15 protein-coding genes are annotated in these 19,404 nt (G+C 74.0%); 7 read left to right on the forward strand and 8 right to left on the reverse strand.

The window, feature by feature from the left end:
- Window positions 1-10: 10 nt before the first annotated feature.
- Window positions 11-1,603 (forward strand): phosphomethylpyrimidine synthase ThiC, encoded by a 1,593-nt coding sequence (gene thiC / locus AB0F68_RS17190; RefSeq protein ID WP_357338797.1) that lies wholly within the window; start codon window positions 11-13, stop codon window positions 1,601-1,603.
- Between the two features lie 46 nt (window positions 1,604-1,649).
- On the opposite strand, the gene AB0F68_RS17195 is transcribed toward thiC, so the two are convergent.
- From AB0F68_RS17195 to AB0F68_RS17210, 4 genes are all read right to left on the reverse strand, one after another.
- Window positions 1,650-4,901 (reverse strand): hypothetical protein, encoded by a 3,252-nt coding sequence (locus AB0F68_RS17195; protein WP_357338821.1) that lies wholly within the window; start codon window positions 4,899-4,901, stop codon window positions 1,650-1,652.
- A 65-nt stretch (window positions 4,902-4,966) separates the two neighbouring features.
- Window positions 4,967-5,275, reverse strand: coding sequence for a cupin (locus tag AB0F68_RS17200; RefSeq protein WP_148793507.1), 309 nt, complete (start codon window positions 5,273-5,275; stop codon window positions 4,967-4,969).
- Entirely contained in the window at window positions 5,272-6,222 is a 951-nt protein-coding gene (locus AB0F68_RS17205) for an LLM class F420-dependent oxidoreductase (RefSeq protein WP_357338826.1), read from the reverse strand. Before AB0F68_RS17205 ends, AB0F68_RS17200 begins: the two co-directional genes overlap by 4 nt.
- Window positions 6,223-6,224: 2 nt before the next feature.
- On the reverse strand, window positions 6,225-7,010 hold the full coding sequence (locus AB0F68_RS17210; protein ID WP_357338831.1) for an ABC transporter ATP-binding protein: 786 nt from the start codon (window positions 7,008-7,010) through the stop codon (window positions 6,225-6,227).
- Between the two features lie 286 nt (window positions 7,011-7,296).
- On the opposite strand from AB0F68_RS17210, the gene AB0F68_RS17215 reads away from it, so the two are divergent.
- Window positions 7,297-8,325 (forward strand): ABC transporter substrate-binding protein, encoded by a 1,029-nt coding sequence (locus tag AB0F68_RS17215; protein WP_357338833.1) that lies wholly within the window; start codon window positions 7,297-7,299, stop codon window positions 8,323-8,325.
- Window positions 8,326-8,476: 151 nt separating this feature from the next.
- The gene (locus AB0F68_RS17220) at window positions 8,477-9,274 is read left to right on the forward strand and encodes an ABC transporter permease (RefSeq protein ID WP_357338984.1); all 798 of its coding nucleotides are present in this window, start codon (window positions 8,477-8,479) and stop codon (window positions 9,272-9,274) included.
- Between the two features lie 51 nt (window positions 9,275-9,325).
- On the opposite strand, the gene AB0F68_RS17225 is transcribed toward AB0F68_RS17220, so the two are convergent.
- Window positions 9,326-10,507: an ABC transporter substrate-binding protein gene (locus AB0F68_RS17225; RefSeq protein ID WP_357338835.1), complete on the reverse strand. Its 1,182-nt coding sequence runs from the start codon at window positions 10,505-10,507 to the stop codon at window positions 9,326-9,328.
- A 449-nt stretch (window positions 10,508-10,956) separates the two neighbouring features.
- Here AB0F68_RS17225 and AB0F68_RS17230 point away from each other — a divergent pair, with 449 nt between their 5' ends.
- From AB0F68_RS17230 to AB0F68_RS17245, 4 genes are all read left to right on the forward strand, one after another.
- A complete protein-coding gene (locus tag AB0F68_RS17230; RefSeq protein ID WP_357338838.1) occupies window positions 10,957-13,968 on the forward strand; it encodes a sensor histidine kinase in 3,012 nt (1,003 codons plus the stop codon).
- Window positions 13,965-14,372, forward strand: coding sequence for a roadblock/LC7 domain-containing protein (locus tag AB0F68_RS17235; RefSeq protein ID WP_091262735.1), 408 nt, complete (start codon window positions 13,965-13,967; stop codon window positions 14,370-14,372). The genes AB0F68_RS17230 and AB0F68_RS17235 overlap by 4 nt, the downstream gene beginning before the upstream one ends.
- A 66-nt stretch (window positions 14,373-14,438) precedes the next feature.
- Window positions 14,439-14,801 (forward strand): DUF742 domain-containing protein, encoded by a 363-nt coding sequence (locus AB0F68_RS17240; protein ID WP_091318039.1) that lies wholly within the window; start codon window positions 14,439-14,441, stop codon window positions 14,799-14,801.
- On the forward strand, window positions 14,782-15,399 hold the full coding sequence (locus AB0F68_RS17245) for an ATP/GTP-binding protein (protein ID WP_091318041.1): 618 nt from the start codon (window positions 14,782-14,784) through the stop codon (window positions 15,397-15,399). Before AB0F68_RS17240 ends, AB0F68_RS17245 begins: the two co-directional genes overlap by 20 nt.
- A gap of 19 nt (window positions 15,400-15,418) precedes the next feature.
- Here the strand turns inward: AB0F68_RS17245 and AB0F68_RS17250 are convergent, their stop codons facing one another.
- Genes AB0F68_RS17250 through nirB form a run of 3 tightly spaced genes read right to left on the reverse strand, consistent with a single transcriptional unit; the run spans window position 15,419 to window position 19,367 of the window.
- Window positions 15,419-16,507 (reverse strand): uroporphyrinogen-III synthase, encoded by a 1,089-nt coding sequence (locus AB0F68_RS17250; RefSeq protein WP_357338862.1) that lies wholly within the window; start codon window positions 16,505-16,507, stop codon window positions 15,419-15,421.
- Entirely contained in the window at window positions 16,507-16,845 is a 339-nt protein-coding gene (gene nirD / locus AB0F68_RS17255; protein WP_357338865.1) for a nitrite reductase small subunit NirD, read from the reverse strand. Before nirD ends, AB0F68_RS17250 begins: the two co-directional genes overlap by 1 nt.
- Window positions 16,842-19,367, reverse strand: a complete 2,526-nt coding sequence (nirB, locus tag AB0F68_RS17260) for a nitrite reductase large subunit NirB (protein WP_357338867.1) — start codon at window positions 19,365-19,367, stop codon at window positions 16,842-16,844. Before nirB ends, nirD begins: the two co-directional genes overlap by 4 nt.
- Window positions 19,368-19,404: the final 37 nt, after the last annotated feature.

Raw genomic sequence — 19,404 nt, forward strand, 5'->3', positions numbered from 1 at the left:
GGAGGCTGTCATGCACGCACGTCGCAAGGTCTACGTCGAGGGGTCACGGCCGGACATCCGGGTGCCGTTCGCCGAGGTGGAGCTGACCGGGGACAATCCGCCGGTCCGGCTCTACGACACCTCCGGCCCCGGCTCGGAACCGGAGGTGGGACTGCCGCCGCTGCGCGGGCCGTGGATCGCCGCCCGCGGGGACGTCGCCCCCGTGCGCGGCGCCGGCACCCCGCTGGCCGGCGTCGCCGGGAAGCGGCCGACCCAGCTCGGGTACGCCCGGGCCGGGATCGTCACGCCGGAGATGGAGTTCGTGGCGATCCGGGAGGGGGTCGCGCCGGAGTTCGTCCGGGACGAGATCGCGGCCGGGCGGGCGGTGCTGCCGCTCAACGTCAACCACCCGGAGTGCGAACCGGCGATCATCGGCAAGGCGTTCCTGGTCAAGGTCAACGCCAACATCGGCACCTCGGCGGTGACCTCCTCGGTCGCCGAGGAGGTGGAGAAGCTGACCTGGGCCACCCGATGGGGTGCGGACACCGTGATGGACCTGTCCACCGGCAAGCGGATCCACGAGACGCGCGAGGCGATCGTGCGGAACTCGCCGGTGCCGATCGGCACCGTGCCGATCTACCAGGCGCTGGAGAAGGTCGGCGGCGACCCGGTGAAGCTGAGCTGGGAGGTGTTCCGCGAGACCGTGGTCGAGCAGGCCGAGCAGGGCGTCGACTACATGACCGTGCACGCCGGGGTGCTGCTGCCGTACGTGCCGCTGGCGGTGGACCGGGTGACCGGGATCGTCTCCCGGGGCGGCTCGATCATGGCGGCGTGGTGCCTGGCGCACCACGAGGAGAACTTCCTCTACACCCACTTCGAGGAGCTGTGCGCGCTGCTCGCCCGCTACGACGTGACCTTCTCGCTCGGTGACGGGCTGCGGCCGGGCTCGATCGCGGACGCCAACGACGAGGCGCAGTTCGCCGAGCTGCGCACCCTGGGTGAGCTGACGAAGGTCGCCTGGGCGCACGACGTCCAGGTGATGATCGAGGGCCCCGGGCACGTGCCGATGCACAAGATCAAGGAGAACGTGGACCTCCAGCAGGAGTGGTGCCACGAGGCCCCGTTCTACACGCTCGGCCCGCTGACCACCGACATCGCGCCCGCGTACGACCACATCACCTCGGCGATCGGCGCCGCGATGATCGGCATGTTCGGCACCGCGATGCTCTGTTACGTCACCCCGAAGGAGCACCTCGGCCTGCCGGACCGGGACGACGTGAAGGCGGGCGTGATCGCCTACAAGATCGCGGCGCACGCGGCCGACCTGGCCAAGGGGCACCCGGGGGCGCAGGCCTGGGACGACGCCCTCTCCAAGGCCCGGTTCGAGTTCCGCTGGGAGGACCAGTTCAACCTGGCGCTGGACCCGGGGACCGCCCGGTCGTACCACGACGCGACGCTCCCGGCCGAGCCGGCGAAGACCGCCCACTTCTGCTCGATGTGCGGGCCGAAGTTCTGCTCCATGAAGATCACGCAGGAGTTGAAGGACTACGCGGCGCGCGGCATGAAGGACAAGTCCGAGGAGTTCGTGGCCGGCGGCTCCCGGGTCTACCTGCCGCTGGCCTGAGCGCCGCCGAGGGCCGGGCCGCTGGTCGACCCGGCCCCCGGCGGGCTCAGTCGCGGTGGTGCCGGCCGGTACGCAGCGACCGGGCGTCGTCCGCGTTGTCGTCCGAGGCGAGGCCGGCGACCCAGTCGACGAACTCCTCGTCCTGCGCCGCGAGCGGCTCGGACTCGCGGTCGGCCTCGCCGGGCTCGCCACCCTTGCCCCGGTTACGCCGGAACAGGCCGCGCCGGGCCTTGCCCTTCCCGCCGGCCGCCTCCTGGGCCTCGTCGGCCTCGGACACGTCGGCGTGCCGGCCGCCAAGTGCCTTCTCCGGGGCCGGACCGTCCCAGGCCGGGAGGACCGGGCCGGTGGTTTCCGGGGCCTGGCCGGCCGGGCCGGTGGCTTCCGGGGCCTGACCGGCCGATCCGGTGGCTTCCACGGCGCGGCCGGTCAGGCCGGTGGCCTCCGGGGCCGGACCGGTGGTTTCCGGAGCCCGGCCGGCGGGCGGCGGGGCGGTCGGCCCGGCGGGGCGGGCATTGGCGAGGGCGTCCCAGCCGGTGCTCCGGCCCAGGTCGGGCAGGGCCCGGTGCCGGGGGCGCGGCGCCGGCTCGGGCCGGGTGGCCTCGGGAGTCCGGGTGCCGGCGCGGTCGCCGTCCGGGCCGGCGGTCGGGCCGCCCGGTTCGGCCGGCTCGGTGCCGCCGCGCGGGGTGACCGGCCAGTTCGGGGCGGGGGCGATCGGCCAGGCCGGCCGGACGTTGCCCGGGGTCACGTCCTCGAAGATGGGGATTCGCGGCCGGGGCGACGCCGGGGGCTCGGGCAGGTCGGCCGGCGCCGGCTCGGGGGCGAAGAAGAAGTTGCGCCGCTCGCCGGCGGCCGGCGTGCTGCCGCCGCTCGGGTCGCCCGCCGGGTCCGCGACCGGTGCCGGGGCGGCCGGGACCGACGCCTCCGATACCGCTGCGGCCGGCGCGTCGCCCGGGGTGTGCTCAGTGGCGGCGGCCGCTGCGGCAGCGGTCACCTGGCCGGCGGGCGGCTTGCTTCCGGACGGCTCCACGGTGCGGTCCGGCTTGCTTCCAGTCGGCTCGACGGTGCGCTCCGGCTTGCTTCCGGCTGCCTCGACGGTGTGCTCGGGCTTGCTTCCGGCTCGCTCGACGGTGCGGTCGGGCTTGCTTCCGGTTCGCTCGACGGTGTGGTCCGGCGTCTGGCCGGCCGGCTCGGCGGTGTGGTCCGGCGTGGTCGCGGCCGCCTCGGCGTCGTCCGATGTGGTGGTGGTCGGCTCGGCGGCGGCCCGGTCCGTGGCGGTCCGGGTGGTGCGCGGCTTGCGGGCGCGCTTGGCGCGGCCGGCCGGAGCCGGGGCGGATTCGACGGCCGCTGCCTCCGCCGCACTCGCCGGGGGTGTGCTGTCCGCCGGTTGTGCTGTGGAGGGCGTGTCGTCCACCGCCCGGGCGTTGGGGAGGGCACCGGTGCGCGGCCGGGCCTTCGAGGGTGCGTCGTCCGCCGAACTGGTCGTCCGGAGCGCACCGTCGAGCGCCTCGGCCTTCGCGGGCACGCCGTCCGCCGAGCGCGTCGTCGGGGACGCCGCATCCGCCGGCTGGGCCGCCGGTGCGGTGGTCCGGCTCCGCCGGGATCGCGTCGTCCGCGTCGGGGCCGCCTCCGTGGCCGGCCCGGCGGGGGTTGTCTCCGACACCTCGCGTTCCGCCGCCGCCGTCCGATCCCGCGCCGGTTCCGAGCCTGCCGTCCGGTCCCGCGCCGGTTCCGAGCCTGCCGTCCGGTCCCGCGTGGGGGCGGGGGCGACGGACGGGGCTTCGCTCCGGTCGGTCGTCGGGGTGGACTCGGCGTGCGATGCGGCTGGGTGCGCGGGCTCCGTCGTCGTGGCGGGACGCGGGACCGGGTCCGGCTCGGCCGGCGGGGTCGGGCGGCCGGCGGCGAGCACGTCGATGGCCGAGGTCCGCCGTCCCGGCGGGAGCGACCCGGGCATCGGCAGGTTCCGGGTCGGCTCCTCGTCGTTCCGCCCGGTGGCCGGCTCGTCCGGCACAGGGTCGCCGAACGCCCAGGCGGACTCCGTGTCCGGTTCCCGCCGATCGGTCTCCTCGGCCGCCCGGGCCCGGTCGGTCGCGATGGGGGAAGATCCCCCGGCCACCGGCTGCGGCGCGTCGAGCCGGTGCCGGGTCGAGCCCGGTCCGGTCGCCGCGGGCTCACCGGCGGGACCCGAGCCGTGCCCCGGGGTCGGCTCGTCCCGGTCCGCCGGTGGCTCGACGGCGGGGCGACCGAGGGGCTGGCGGGTGAGTCCGGCCGGCACCGGGGTGAGCCCGCCGGCCTCCGGCCAGTCCCAGTGCGCGGGGCGGGGTGCCCCGGCGGGGCGTACCGTCAGCGGGGCGGCGGGAGCCGGGTCGGCCGGGCCGGGAGTGGCCGGCGACGCCGGCAGCGCCTGGAGGATGTCGGTCGGCTCGATGGCGTCCGGCCCGTCGGCCGTGCTCACCGGTCGGGGCAGGACCGTGGTGGCGGTCGACCCGAGCGCTCCGGCGGCGACCGCGATCAGCGCACCGTAGTAGGGCGCGAGCTGGTAGCGGTCGGCCGCCGTGCCGGGGCCGGCGGTCAGGTAGGCGAAGGCCAGCAGGACCGGGCCGGCCGCCCCGGCCGCACCACCGACCAGCGGCAGGTGACCGGCCCGGCGGGCCAGCGCGCCGACCGCCGCGCCGACGAGCAGGGCCAGCGTGGGCAGCAGCAGCATGGCCAGGCGCTCGGCCGCGGCCGGGTCCAGCCAGGACGGTTCGAGGACGCCGAGGCGTACGGTGGTCAGCGTGCCGGTGGACGCCACCGACGGCGCGGCGGAGACCAGGGCGAGCAACCAGACGGCCGCGGCGGTGAGCGCGATGCTCCAGCCGAACGGCGGCTTGAGCAGCACGGCGATCGCCGCGCCCGCCCCGACCACCGCGCCGAGGATCGCGCAGATGCCGACCGCCCACACCGGGTCGACGGTGCCGCCCAGCTCGGCGGCGCGGGCCGGCTGCATGCAGAGCGGGGCGACCACGATCGCGCCCAGCGCGCTGACGCCGGCGATGGAGAGCAGCTCGGTGGTGCCGGCCGGGGAAGTGTCCCGGCGGGCGAGGCGTTCGGTGAGGACGGCCCCGGCGACCGTGGCGACCGCGGCGAACCAGCCGACCCAGGCGAGCTGGGCGGGCCACCGGTTGACCGAGCCGTCGACGAACGCGCCGTCGAGGCGTACGACGCCGAAGCCGTACGCGATGCCCAACTGGCCGGCCCCGGCCAGCACGCTCACCCCGAGTGCAGTGAGCAGCAGCCTGCCCCACGTCCGAAAGGCCATGTCGGGCACGTTACGGCCCGGTGCGGCCGGCCGCTACTTACTCGCCGAGGTTGGTGTCGGCGTGGCTACTTCAACTCGACGAGACGGGCCAGGTACGTGGTGTCGCCGACGTTGGTCAGCATGTGCACGGCGCCCGGGTCGCGGTAGACCACCCCGCCGGTCGGCTCGTCGGCGTCGATCGTGGTGCCGTCGATCGTCTGCACCACGTTCTTCGCGCCCTGGATCGCCACCACCAGGTACGGGTGGTCGTGCCGGTGCAGCGGCTGCCGCTCGCCCGGCTCCAGCCGGATGTGCCAGACGCGCACCTTGTCGTTCTCGAAGACGATCTCCTGGCCCACCGGGCCGAGTTCGAGGTCGGCGGAGAGGTCGGTCATCGTGGTCCGTCCAGTTGGGGGAGCACCTCGGCGGCGATGAGCTCCACGTGGTCGAGGTCGGCGAAGTCGATAAGACGCAGGTGCACCCGGCCGGCCCCGATCGCGGCGAACTCGCCGAGCCGGTCGACGAGCTGGGCGGGGGAGCCGACCACCGGGTCCTCCGGCGGGAGCGCGCTCTTGACGTGCAGCGGCGCGGCGCGGCGCTGCGCCTCCGCGTCGGTACGCCCGATCGCCACCACGATCCCGGCGGAGAGCACCAGCGGCGCCCGCCCCGACCCGGTACGCCCGGTCCGGTCGCACGCCTCGCGGACCCGCTCGTACGCGCCGGCCGTCTCGGCGACGGTCTTGAACGGCATGTTGAACTCGTCGGCGTACCGGGCGGCCAGCTCGGGGGTGCGCTTCGGGCCCCGGCCGCCGACGATCACCGGCGGGCCGGGCTGCTGCACCGGCTTGGGCAGCGCGGGCGCGTCAACCAGCCGGTAGTGGTCCCCGGTGAAGCTGTAGGTCTCGCCGGGCGGGGTGCGCCACAGCCCGGTGACGATCTCCAACTGCTCGGCCAGCCGGTCGAACCGCTCGGTGACCGGCGGGAACGGGATGCCGTAGGCGGTGTGCTCGCGCTCGTACCAGCCGGCACCGATGCCCAGCTCGACACGGCCGCCGCTCATCTGGTCGACCTGGGCGACCATCACGGCCAGCGGCCCGGGCAGCCGGAAGGTGGCCGAGGTGACCAGGGTGCCGAGCCGGATCCGGGAGGTCTCCCGGGCCAGCGCGGCGAGCGTCAGCCAGGCGTCGGTGGGGCCGGGCAGCCCGGGCTCGTCGCCCATGGCGCGGTAGTGGTCGGCCCGGAAGAAGCCGTCGAAGCCGGTCTCCTCGACCAGCCGGGCGAACCGGAGCTGGTCGTCGTAGCTCGCCCCGCGGTGCGGCTCGGTGAAGACGGACACCCGCATGGTCAGAGTCCTCCCGCGACGACGCCGCCGGTGGCGTCGCGCTCCATGAGTAGTTCGTGCAGTTCGGCGCTGATCCGGGCCACCTCGGCCAGGTGCGCGTGGCGGCCCAGGGTGCGGGGCCGCGGCACGGCGACCTCGACCACCTCACGGATCCGGCCGGGGCGCGGGCTGAGCACGACCACCCGGTCGGCGAGCAGCACCGCCTCGTCGATCGAGTGGGTGACGAAGACGATGGTCGCCTTCGTCTCCATGTGCACCCGCTGGAGTTCGCCGGAGAGTTCCTCCCGGGTGAGAGCGTCGAGCGCGGAGAAGGGTTCGTCCATGAGCATCACCCGGGGCTCGCCGATCAGCGACCGGCAGAGCGAGACCCGCTGCTGCATGCCGCCGGAGAGCTCGTGGGGGAGGCGCTTCTCGAAGCCGGCCAGCCCGGCCATCTCCAGCAGGCCGCGGGCCCGGTCGCGGTGCTTCGCCCGGCTCCAGCCGAAGATCTCCACGGGCAGCAGGACGTTGTCCAGCACCGTGCGCCAGGGCAGCAGCGCCGGCCGCTGGAACAGCATGGCGATGTCCCGGCGGGGCTTCGTGATCGGCGTGCCGGCCACGGTGATCTCGCCCTCGGTCACCGGGAGCAGGCCGGCGATCATGCGGAGCAGCGTGGACTTGCCGCACCCGGAGCGGCCGAGGACGGCGACGAACTCGCCCTCCGCGACGTCGAGGTCGATGCCGCGCAGCGCCTCGACCCGGCCGGAGCGGCCGTCGAAGGTGCGGGACACCCCGGAAAGGCGGATCATCTCCCGCTGCCTCCCTTCCAACGTCGCGAACGCGAGCCGGGCCAGCGTAGCGGCAAGTGGTCCCTATAGCACCGTCCGGGGTGGACGGCAGTCTCCTTTCCGTCAGGCAACTTCGTTTCCGTTCCGCAACGCGCACGTCTGCCGGGCGTCATCGGCCTTCTCGTACGCTGTTGCGCGCGAAGAGTCCCCTCACGACGATCCCGTCGGCCGCCCCTCCCGCCGACACCGTCGGACCCACGACCCGACCGGGCGAACATGTCCTGGTCGGAAAGGACATGGTGCACTGATGAGAAGGCTGACCCGTACGGTCGCCGCCGCGGCACTGGCCACCGCCCTCGCCCTCGTCGGCGGCTGCAGCAGCGACTCGGACAAGTCGGAGGATGCCAAGAGCGGCAACGGTGCGGCGCTGGAGAAGGTGACCTACCTCACCTCGTTCGGCAACTTCGGCCGTGACTCCTACGCCTGGGTGGCGAAGGAGAAGGGCTTCTTCAAGGAGGCCGGCTTCGACGTCGACATCAAGCCCGGCCAGGGCACCGGTGGGGTGGTCCAGGTCGCCGGTGGGCAGGCGGACTTCGCCCCGGTCGACCTGACCGGCGCCATCCTCCTCCTCGCCAACGGTCAGGCCAAGGACTTCGTCGCCGTGGCGGCGATCCAGCAGCGCACCATGGCCGCCATCGCCACGGTCGAGGGCAAGAACATCGCCACCCCGAAGGACCTTGAGGGCAAGAAGCTCGCCGACACCCCCACCTCCGTCGTGCGCATGCTCTTCCCGACGTACGCCAAGCTGGCCGGCATCGACGCCAGCAAGGTGACCTGGGTCAACGGTGACGCGCAGGGCCTGATCGGGTTGCTCGGCTCGGGCGCGGTCGACGGTATCGGCCAGTTCGTGGTCGGCCAGCCCACCATCCAGACGGTGACCAAGAAGACGCCGGTCGTGCTGCCCTACAGCAACGTGATGCAGGACCTCTACGGCAACGTGCTGGTCACGTCCAGCAAGATCGCCAAGGAGAAGCCGGAGATGGTCAAGCGCTTCACCACGGCGCTGCTCAAGGGCCTGGATTACTCGCTGGCCCACCCGGACGAGGCGGGCGAGATCCTGAAGAAGAACGTGCCCGCCGCCAACCCGGCGGCAGCCGCCGCCGAGCTCCAGCTGATGGCCGCGTACGTCCGTTCCAGCAACTCCGGCACCGCCATCGGCACCGTGGACAACGAACGGGTCGCCAAGACCATCGCCCTGCTCCAGGGGGCGGGCGCGCTCAAGCAGAACCTCACCCCCGACCAGATCATCGACTTCAACCTCGCGCCGAAGGCCTGACCGGTCGGCTCGGGCAACGGGGGTGCGGCCCGCCGGGACACCCGGCGGGGCGCACCCCCTTCGCGTGCCGGTCGTAGGCCGGCGCAGAGAGGAGGACACGTTGACGCAGTTGACCGGGACCCGCACCGGGGCGCCCGCGCCGGGGGAGCAGGTGGAGCCCGCCACCGCGCCGCGCCGGCTCGTCGTACGCCCGGCGGCGGTGGGCCTGCCGGCGCTCGGGCTGGTCATCGCGGTGGCCGCCTGGTGGCTGGTCACGTCGGGGCTGCACCTGGTCCACCCGGCCGCGCTGCCCCCGCCGCAGGCGGTGTGGCGTTCGCTGGTCGGCACCACCGACGTGCTGCTGCCGGCACTGGGCATCACCACCTGGATGACCCTGCTCGGCTTCCTGCTCTCGTCGCTCGCCGGGGTGCTGATCGGCATGGCGCTGGCCGCGTCCAGCCGGGTGGAGCGGATGTTCGCCCCGCTGCTCGTGGCGGTCAACGCGGTGCCGAAGATCGCGTTCGGCCCGCTGCTGGTGATCTCGGTGGGCTGGGGGCAGAAGCCCATCCTGACCATGGTGTTCCTGCTCTGCTTCTTCCCGATCGTGCTTTCCACGGCGACCGGGTTGACCACCACTCCCGCGGACCTGGCCGAGCTGGGCCGCTCATTGAACGCGTCCTGGTGGCAGGCGTTCCGGAAGGTCCGCTTCCCGGCCGCGCTGCCGCAGATCTTCGTCGGGTTGAAGGTGGCCATGCCGCTGGCCGCGATCGGCGGGGTGATCGGGGAGTTCTACTCGGACCGGCCGGGGCTGGGCTACCAGATCCTCCAGTACAACGGCGCCGGCGACACCGCGACGGCGTGGGCGGCGATCGTGCTGGTGGCGGTGATGAGCATCCTGCTCTACTCGGCGCTCAGCGTGGTCGAGCGCCTCGCCCTGCCCTGGGTGCGCGCCACCACCTCGGCCCGCTGAGCGGCCGCTCCCGGCAGGAAGCGATCCGCTTCCTGCCGGGACCCGGCACGACTAGCCGGCCAGCCGCCAGCGGCCGCCGCGGGCGACGAGCGTGGTGAGCGCCTGCGGCATCAGGCCGGAGTGGTTGTCCGGGGTCATCCGGATCGGCCCCGAGAGGCCGTCGAGCTGCGAGGTCTCCAGCACGTCGCGCAGCGCGTCGCGGTCGACCTCGCCGGGCTCCCCGCCGGCCCGCAGTTCGGCGTCGGCGATGAGCTGGACGGCGTCCGCGGCGAACGAGGAGTAGCCGTTGTAGCCGCCGAACCGGGCGGTGTACTCCTGGAACCACTGCCGCCGGGCGGCCTTGGCCGGGGTGGTGGCGATGACGTCGTCGATCACCATGGTCTGGGTGAAGATCAGCGTGGCCCGCTCGGTGGACCGGGCCGACGCGCCCAGGAAGAGGTCGCCGGCCGCCGAGGCGTCGAAGAAGAGAGCGCCGGTGAAGCGGCTCTGCCGGGCCGTGGTCGCGGCCAGCGACGCCTGCTCCGGCGGGGTCCAGACGACCAGCGCCTCGGGCTTCTTGGCGATCAGGTCGCCGATCTGGGTGCTGACCTCCGTGTCGGTGGTCCGCACGGACTCGGCGCGGGTGAGCCGGATGCCGGCCTTGGTGAACTCGCTGTTCAACGCGGCCAGCCCCTCCTGGCCGTACTTGTCGGCGCTGTGCAGCACGGCCACCTTGCGGATGTTGCGGCGGGTCAACTCGGTGGTGAGGGCGGCGGCGCTGTCGGCCGCATTGGGGGCCAGCTTGAAGACAAAGCGGCGGTCGGCGACCGGTTCCGTGACCTCGCCGGAGGAGGCGAGCGCGACGGTGGGAATACCCTTCTCGCCGATCGTGCGGACGGCGCCGACCGCACATTCGTTGCAGCCGCCCATGATGATGGCGGTTACCCGCGAGTCACTGCTGAAATCGTTGATGTTCCGCAACGATTCCGCGGCGTCGGAGCGGTTGTCCTTCACCCTGAGTTCGATCTTCCGGCCACCCAGCGCGCCGGAGGAGTTCAACTGCTGGACCTTCAGTTCCAGGGCCCGTTGGTACACCTTGCCGATCGGCGCGGAGGCGCCGGAAAGTTCGAGGTCCGCGGCGATCACGATCGGGCTGGTGTTTTGCGGCTCCCCGCCGATTTCGCAGCCGGTGAGCGTGGTGGCCAGCACGGCCGATGCGAGCATCGCGGCGCTCGCGGAGCGGATGGGGCTCAACTCAGTCCTCCAGGTGCGGCACAGGCCAGCGCCCGATCACCGCCGCGCTCGTCCGTCCTCACTGGAGGAACGGGATTGGGGTGCCGTACGGTGTGCGCGAAGCCTGCAAAACCTTGCCAATGCCGGGCCCTGTGGTCAAGCGGGGATGTCGGCAGTCGTTTCGGGACGCGCGTCCCACATGTTGGGGACACGGAACGTTAACCGACAATTACTGCACAGATACGACTGACCACTCTGGAGTTACATGCCCTGTTCAGGGGGCTGGAGAAAAGAAGGTATTAGGTGATCGGGTCACGGGTTGAGTCGGGCCCGACCGTTTCCTGCCTCATCGCCGCTTCCCAAACAGGATCACGTCTGATGAAATCGCGGCCGTGCCGCGCGTGGCGCTGGCCGCTGCACCAGGCACGGGTCGGCGGGTCAAGCGTGGAAGAAACGACGGAGGCGATGTCGTGAGCACCGGACCTACGACCCTGCCCGAGAGCCCCGCCGCCGATCAGCGGAACCGGCGACGGCGCCTGCCTCGGCTGCGTGACGCGCGGATCCGCTCCAAGCTCGCCCTCATCCTGGTCGTTCCGGTGGCGGCCGTCATCGCACTGGCAACTATCCGACTCGTCTCGGTCGGCGAGGGCGCGTACGAGGCCAATCGAATCCGGTCGCTGACCGCGCTGTCGATCGACGTCTCGGCACTCACGCAGGACCTGCACAAGGAGCGGATGGCGGCGGCCGCCTTCCTGGCCGCGCCGAACCAGAAGCCGGACGACTACAACCTGCGGGTACGCCGCACCGACGAGCGGATCACGGCGTACCGGGACGAGCAGGGGAGGCTCGGCGAGGTGCCGAGCTCGGTGCGCGACCGGCTCAAGGTGATCGACGAGCACCTGGGCACCCTCAACGGCACCCGCCAGGAGGTGCTGGACCGGCAGCAGATGCCGGTCTCCGAGGCGAGCCTGCGCTACGGGATCATCCTCGACGACCTCGTCGCGTACGGCGACACGCTGGCCCAGCAGCCCGGCGCGGAGGGCCTCGCCGACGCCCGCCGCGCGGTGGCCGCCTTCGCCCACGCCAAGGCCGAGGTCGCCGATGAGGAGGCGGTCGCCTACACCGCGCTTTCCAGCGGTCGGATGGACGAGGAGCAGTTCTCCTCCTTCATCGCCACGCTGACCGGCCAGCAGGAGGCCCTGCTCTCCTTCTCCCGGGCCGCCGAGCCGGCCCAGCGGGCCCTGGTGGACCGCACCGTCTCCGGTGACGCCGTGGAGCTCGCCGACCGGACGGCCAACGACGTCTCCCGCTCGGTCGGGCAGGTCCCGCTGGTCACCCGGGACGAGGCCGCCGCGGCCATCGGCTCGGTCGGCGACCTGATGCGGTGGGCCGAGATCCAGCTCCAGGACCAGTTGCTCGCCGACGCCGACGCGGTGCGTACCGACGTCATCCGGCAGGCGATCGTGGAGAGCCTGCTGGTGCTGCTCACCCTGGCCATCGCCGTGACGCTGGCCGTGGTGCTGGCCCGCTCGCTCAACGACTCGCTGCGCCGGCTGCGCGAGGGCGCGCTGGCCGTGGCGAACCACGACCTTCCCGACGCGGTGAGCCGGCTGCAGACCGTCAACGACATCGGCGACGGCGGCGTGGACGAGATCGTCCAGCAGGTCCGGGACCCGATCAAGCTGACCAACCGCGACGAGGTCGGCCAGGTGGCCGCCGCCTTCAACGTGGTCCACCGGGAGGCGGTCCGGGTGGCGGCCGAGCAGGCCGCGCTGCGGACCAGCGTCTCGGCGATGTTCCTCAACCTGGCCCGCCGCTCGCAGAGCCTGGTCGACCGGATGATCGGCGAGCTGGACGCGATCGAGCGCGGCGAGGAGGACCCGAAGCGGCTGGCCCAGCTCTTCGAGCTGGACCACCTGGCCACCCGGATGCGCCGCAACGACGAGAACCTGCTGGTGCTGGCCGGGGCCGACTCGGCCGTGCCGCGCCGCGACGACGCGCTGCTGGTCGACGTGCTGCGCGCCGCCCAGTCCGAGGTGGAGCTCTACAACCGGATCGAGTTCGGCACCGTCGACACCGACATCTCGGTCGCCGCGCACGCGGTCAACGACGTGGTCCGCCTGGTCGCCGAGCTGCTCGACAACGCCACCCGGTTCTCGCCGCCGAACACCATCGTGGTCGCCGACGGCCGCCGGATCCGTGACTACGTGCTGATCCAGGTCGAGGACCGCGGCCTCGGCCTCAGCGACGAGCAGCTCGACTCGCTCAACCGCCGGCTGGCCGCCCCGCCCACGGTCGACGTGGCCGCGTTCCGGCTGATGGGTCTGGCCGTGGTGAGCCGGCTCGCCTCCCGCTACGGGATCCGGGTCGAGCTGCGCCGCAACGTGGAGGGCGGCACGGTCGCGCAGGTCACCCTGCCGAACCCCACCGTGGTGCTGCCGGCGAACCGGGGCCAGGCCCCGCTGACCCGCCCGCGCCAGCCGCTCGCCGTCGAGCAGTCCCCGCTCAGCCAGGTGGGCGCCCCCGACGCGCTGGCCGGCGCCGGTCGGGCCGGCACGGCCACCCTGGCCGACCAGTGGCGCAGCACGGCCACCCCGCCCCCCGCCCGCTGGCAGGCGCCGGCCGAGGCGCGGGACACCGCGCCGGCCGTGCAGTTCGGCGGCGTGACCGGCGCGCTGCCCACCGTCCCGGCCCCCGCCGCGCCGCCGGCCCCCGCCGCCCCGGCACCGGTCTCCGGCGCCGGCTGGTCCACGGGCGGGTCGACCGCGGCGCGCCCCGCGCTGCCCAAGCGGACGCCCGGCGGGGAGGCGGCGGCGACCACCACCCCGGCCCCGCCGGCCTACCAGCCGGCCGCCGCGGCCCCGGCGGTCGAGCCCGCCCCGGCGGCCCCGGTGGTCGCCCGCGCGGCCGAGGCGCCGATCTTCCGGGAGATGGAGGCGGTCTGGTTCCGCTCGCACGGCGAGGACGAGACCACGATCTTCACCCGCCCCCGGTTCGACGACGAGCCGCCGCCGGCACCGGCGCAGCCCGCCGCGACCGCGCAGCCCGCCGGCGCGTCGCCGCTGCCGCCGCCGCTGCCGACCCGCACCCCGGGCGTCCAGGCGGCGGGGCTGACCACACCACCGCCCTACGTCCCGCCGGCGGTCCCGTCGCCGCCCGCCGCGGCCGTCCCCGCGCCGGCACCGACGCCGCCGCCGGTCGACCCGTCGGCCTGGCGGACGGCGGCCGACGAGGGGTGGTCGCGGGCCAGCCGGGCCGCGGAACCCGCCAACGGCGGCACCACCCGTTCCGGCCTGCCCAAGCGGGTGCCGCAGGCCCAGCTCGTGCCCGGCGGCATCGAGCCGAAGGGCAGCCGGGCCAGCGCCCGGCGCACCCCGGACGAAGTACGCGGTCTGCTGTCGGCCTACCACCGCGGTGTGCAGCGGGGCCGGACGGCCGGCGCGGACCTGAACAGCACCTCGACCAAGGAGACGAACCGATGAACAGGCCAGCGGCCATGCAGGACATGGGTTGGCTGCTCACCAACTTCGCCGACAGCGTGGCGGGCATCGCCCACGTGGTGGCGGTGTCCGCGGACGGGCTGCTGCTCGCCTCCTCCCGCGACCTGCCGGGGGATCGGGCCGACCAGCTCGCCGCGATCACCTCCGGCGTGGTGAGCCTGACCGAGGGCGCCGCCCGCATGTTCAGCGCCGGCGGAGTGCTCCAGACCGTCATCGAGATGGACAGTGGATACCTCTTCCTCATGTCCATCAGCGACGGCTCCTCGATGGCCGTGCTGGCCGCGCGGAGCTGCGACGTCGGCCAGGTGGGCTACGAGATGGCACTGCTGGTGGAACGGGTCGGCCAGGCGCTGGTCCCGCTGCCGAGGGACGCCGTCCGGCCCTGACCGGCCGCCCGGTGACCTGGTGATCCGGAGCCCGTCCGGCTCCGTACGAGGGGAGGTGATCGCGAGATGGAACCACGACGAGATCCGCGTGGCGCGCTGGTGCGGCCGTACGCGGTCACCCGTGGCCGCACCGAGCCGTTGCAGAACATCGCGCTCGAGGCGGTGCTGTCGTGCACGCCCACCCAGTCGGCCGAGGCGCGGTTCGCCGGCCACGACAAGTACCGCATCGCCTCGGTCTGCGAGGGCCGGGCACAGTCGCTGGCGGAGATCGCCGCGTACACCCGGATGCCGCTGGGCGTCACCCGGGTGCTGGTCGCCGACCTGGTGGCCGAGGGCCTGCTGACGCTACACACTGCCGCTCCCGCGACGGGGTTCGCGGCGCGGATGAACCTGCTTGGAAGGGTGCTAAGTGGACTTCGCGAACTATGACCCCGCCGGGGCGAGCCGCAGCCGGGAGATCATCTCCGCGAAGATCGTCATCGCGGGCGGCTTCGGGGTGGGCAAGACCACCCTGGTGGGCGCGATCTCCGAGATCCAGCCGCTGACCACCGAGGCGCTGATGACCGCCGCGGGCGTCGGCATCGACGACCCGTCGAAGGTGCCGGGCAAGGAGACCACCACGGTCGCCATGGACTTCGGCCGGATCACCATGGCCGAGGACCTGATCCTCTATCTCTTCGGCACGCCGGGCCAGACCCGCTTCTGGTTCATGTGGGACGAGATCATCCGGGGAGCGGTGGGCGCGGCCGTGCTGGTGGACACCCGCCGGATCACCGACGCCTTCGCGCCGCTGGACTACTTCGAGAACCGCAACCTGCCGTACGTGGTGGCGCTGAACCGGTTCGACGACGCGCCGCACTACGAGCTGGAGGAGGTCCGCGAGGCGCTGGCGATCTCGCCGGACGTGCCGCTGGTGATGTGCGACGCCCGCCGGCGCGAGTCGGTCAAGCAGGTGCTGGTGACCGTGGTCGAGCACGCCATGCTCCGGCTCCAGGCCGAGCACGGCTTCGCGACCCCGGTCGGCTGACGGGCCGCCCGGCGGCGGGTCAGTCCACCCGCAGCCGGTAGCCGCGCTTGACCACGGTCTGCACCACGTGGGGGGCGTCGAGCCCGACCCGCAGGCGGGCGACCGCCATCTCCACCGCGTGCTCGTCCGCGCCCCGGGGCAGGGTACGCAGCAGGGCGGTGCGGGACAGCACCTTCCCCGGTGAGGCGGCCAGCGCCCGCAGCACCGCCATCGGGGCCGGCGCGAGCGGGCGCAGCTCGCCGTCCACCACCGCGGCGTGGCCGCGCAGGGTCAGCAGGTGCCCACCGGCCTTCACGGTCACCGTCCGGCGGGGCAGCTCGTCGACGATCGTCCGGACCAGCGCGCCGAGCCGGGCCCGGTTCGGCGCGCTCACCGGCACCCCCCGCCGCACCAGGGGCTCGGCGGTGACCGCCCCGACGCAGCTGGCCAGCACGTCCCCGCGCAGGGCCGCCAGCACCGTCTCGGTCCGGTCACCGGCCGCCCGCAGCAGCGCCTCGGCCGCCGGGGCGGAGGTGAACGTGACGGCGTCGACCAGCCGCCCGGCGACCAGGTCGATCAGCCGGTGCAGCGGCGCCGGGTCGGTCGGCGGCGCCCAGCGGTAGACGGGCACCTCGATGACGGTGGCCCCGGCCGACTCCAGCGCCTCGGTGCACTCCGGCTGCCGCTCACCGTGCAGTTGCAACGCGATGACCTGGCCGGCCACCCCGCGCCGGACCAGGTGCTCGACCACCTCGTCGCAGCTCTCGGAGGCGGGGGACCAGTGTTCGCGCAGCCCGGCGGCCCGGATCGCCCCGGTCGCCTTGGGGCCGCGGGTCACCACGTACGACCGGGTCAGCACGCCGCGCAGCGGCTCGGCCAGCCCCCAGCCCTCGGCCGCCTCCAGCCAGCCGCGCATCCCGATGCCGGTGTTGGCCATCAGCACGTCCGGCGGGTGCTCCAGGCAGGCCCGGGTGGCCTCGCGCAGGTCGGTGTCGTCGGCCAGCGGCACGATCCGCAGCGCCGGGGCGAGCACCACCCGCGCGCCGCGCCGCTGGAGCAGCGCGGCCAGCTCGTCGCGCCGCCGGTCCGCGGTGACCCCGATGGTGAAGCCGGCCAGCTCCTCCCGCATCAGCCCTCCTGTCGCAACCGCACCTCGACCAGTCCGTCCCGGCAGCGCGCCTCGTGCCGCCGCAGCGCCACGCCCGGGAGGTCCAGGCAGCGCCCGGTGGTCAGGTCGTAGACCTGCTTGTGCAGCGGGGAGGCGAGCGTCGGCAGGCCGGCCCGGCTGCCCACGATCCCCCGGGACATCACCTGCGCGCCGCCGACCGGGTCGAGGTTGTCGACCGCGTACAGCTCGCCGCCGGTGCGGAAGAGGGCCACCTGGACCCCGTCGACCAGGGCGGCCACGCCCCGGTCCGGGTCCAGTCGGTCCAGCGGGCAGACCGCCGTCCAGTCCAGCGTCTTCATCGCCGTACCTCCGGCAGGCCCAGCGCGACCGGCGGGCGGTGACCGTCGGCGCCCGGCGGGGCGCCGCGGGCGGGCACCGGTTGGCCGCGTTCCACCGCGAAGGTGATGGACGGGTCGGGCACGTCGGGGGCGTTGACGAAGGAGGTGAAGCGGCGCAGCCGCTCCGGGTCCTCCAGCACGTCCCGCCACTCGTCGGAGTACGCGGCGACGTGCCGGGCCATGGCCGCGTCGAGTTCGGCGCAGAGCCCGAGCGAGTCGTCCACGATCACCGACCGGAGGTGGTCGAGGCCGCCGTCCATCGCCTCGATCCAGGCGGCGGTGCGCTGCAACCGGTCGGCGGTGCGGATGTAGTACATCAGGAACCTGTCGATCAGCCGGATCAGCGCTTCCGTCGACAGGTCGGTGGCGAACAGGTCGGCGTGCCGGGGCCGGAAGCCGCCGTTGCCGCCGACGTAGAGGTTCCAGCCGGTCTCGGTGGCGATGACGCCGAAGTCCTTGCTGCGCGCCTCGGCGCATTCCCGGGCGCAGCCGGAGACCGCCGACTTCAGCTTGTGCGGGGCGCGCAGGCCCCGGTAGCGCAATTCCAGCGCGACGGCCAGCCCGACCGAGTCCTGCACGCCGTACCGGCACCAGGTCTCGCCGACGCAGGACTTCACCGTGCGCAGCGCCTTCCCGTACGCGTGGCCGGACTCGAAGCCGGCGTCCACCAGCCGGCGCCAGATCTGCGGGAGCTGCTCGACCCGGGCGCCGAACAGGTCGATCCGCTGCCCACCGGTGATCTTGGTGTAGAGCCGGAAGTCCCGGGCCACCTCGCCGATCACGATCAGCTTCTCCGGGGTGATCTCGCCACCGGGAATCCGCGGCACCACGGAGTAGCTGCCGTCGCGTTGCAGGTTGGCCAGGAAGTGGTCGTTGGTGTCCTGGAGGGACGCCTGCTCGCCGTCGAGCACGTGCCCGGCGCCGAGCGAGGCGAGGATCGAGGCCACCACCGGTTTGCAGATGTCGCAGCCACGCCCGCGCCCGTGCTCGGCGATGAGCCGGGAGAAGGTGCGGATGCCCCGGACCCGGACGATGTCGAACAGCTCCTGCCGGCTGGCGTCGAAGTGCTCGCAGAGCGCGGTGGACTGCCGCACCCCGGCCGCGTCGAGGAGCTGCTTCAGCATCGGTACGCAGGAGCCGCAGCTCGTCCCGGCCCGGGTGCACGCCTTCAACGCCGGCACGTCGGTCGCCCCAGCGGCGATCGCCGCGTCCAGGTCGCCCCGGGTCACCGCGTTGCAGGAACAGACCTGCGCGGCGGCCGGCAGTGCCCCGGCCCCGGCGCCCGCGCCGCCGGCCGGGGCCAGCAGCGCCAGCGGGGGAGCGGGCAGCGGCCCGCCGACACTCGCCCGCAGCGTCGGGTAGGCGCTCGCGTCGCCCACCAGCACGCCGCCGAGCAGCGTCCTCGCGTCGTCGGAGAGGACCAGCTTCGCGTACGCCCGGGTGGCCGGGTCGGTGAAGGTGACGTCGAGGCAGCCGGGGGTGACGCCGTGCGCGTCGCCGAACGAGGCCACGTCCACGCCGAGCAGCTTGAGCTTGGTGGCGGTGTCCGCGCCGGGGAAGGTGGCCGCCCCGCCGAGCAACCGGTCGGCGACCACCTCGGCGGTCGCGTAGCCGGGGGCCACCAGGCCGTGGCAGGTGCCGTCCACGGCGGCGCACTCGCCGACCGCCCAGATCCGCTCGTCCGCCGTCCGGCAGCCCGCGTCGACCAGCACCCCGCCGCGCGGGCCGAGCGGCAGCCCGGCCGCCCGGGCCAGCTCGTCCCGGGGCCGGATGCCGGCGGCCACCACGACCAGGTCCGCCTCGACGGTGCGCCCGTCGGAGAGTTCCAGCGCGCCGACCGTCCCGTCCGGGCCGGGGCGCAGCGCGCTGGTGGCCACCCCGAGGTACGTCGTGACGCCCAGTTCCTCGACGTAGCGGCGGAGCATGGCCCCGCCCGCCTCGTCCACCTGCACCGGCATCAGCCGGGGCGCGAACTCGACCACGCTGGTGTCCAGGCCCAGCAGGCGCAGCGCGTTCGCCGCCTCCAGGCCGAGCAGCCCGCCGCCGATCACCGCCCCGGTGCGCCGGCCCTCGGCGTGCGCCCGGATCGCCGCCAGGTCGTCCAGCGTCCGGTAGACGAAGACCCCCGGCAGGCCGGTGCCGTCGACCGGGGGCACGAACGCGGACGAGCCGGTGGCCAGCACCAGCGCGTCGTACGGGTGCTCGCCGGACGCGGTCCGCACCACCCGCCGCGCCCGGTCGACGGCCAGCGCCGGCTCGCCCAGCCGCAGCTCCACCCCGTCGTCGGGGGTGTGCAGGTTCAGTTCCTCGGCGCTCACGCCGTCGAAGAAGGCCGAGAGCCGCACCCGGTCGTACGCCGGCCGCCGCTCCTCGCCGAGCACCGTGACCTGCCAGCGTCGCTCCTGGTCCCGGGCCCGCAACGCCTCGACGAAGCGCTGCCCGACCATGCCGTTGCCGACGACCACCAACCTGCCGCCACTCATCCCGTCACCTCCACAGTGGTGCTCCCGCTGAAATGCC

The organism is Micromonospora sp. NPDC023966, assembly GCF_040639095.1.
Classification (GTDB): Bacteria; Actinomycetota; Actinomycetes; order Mycobacteriales; family Micromonosporaceae; genus Micromonospora.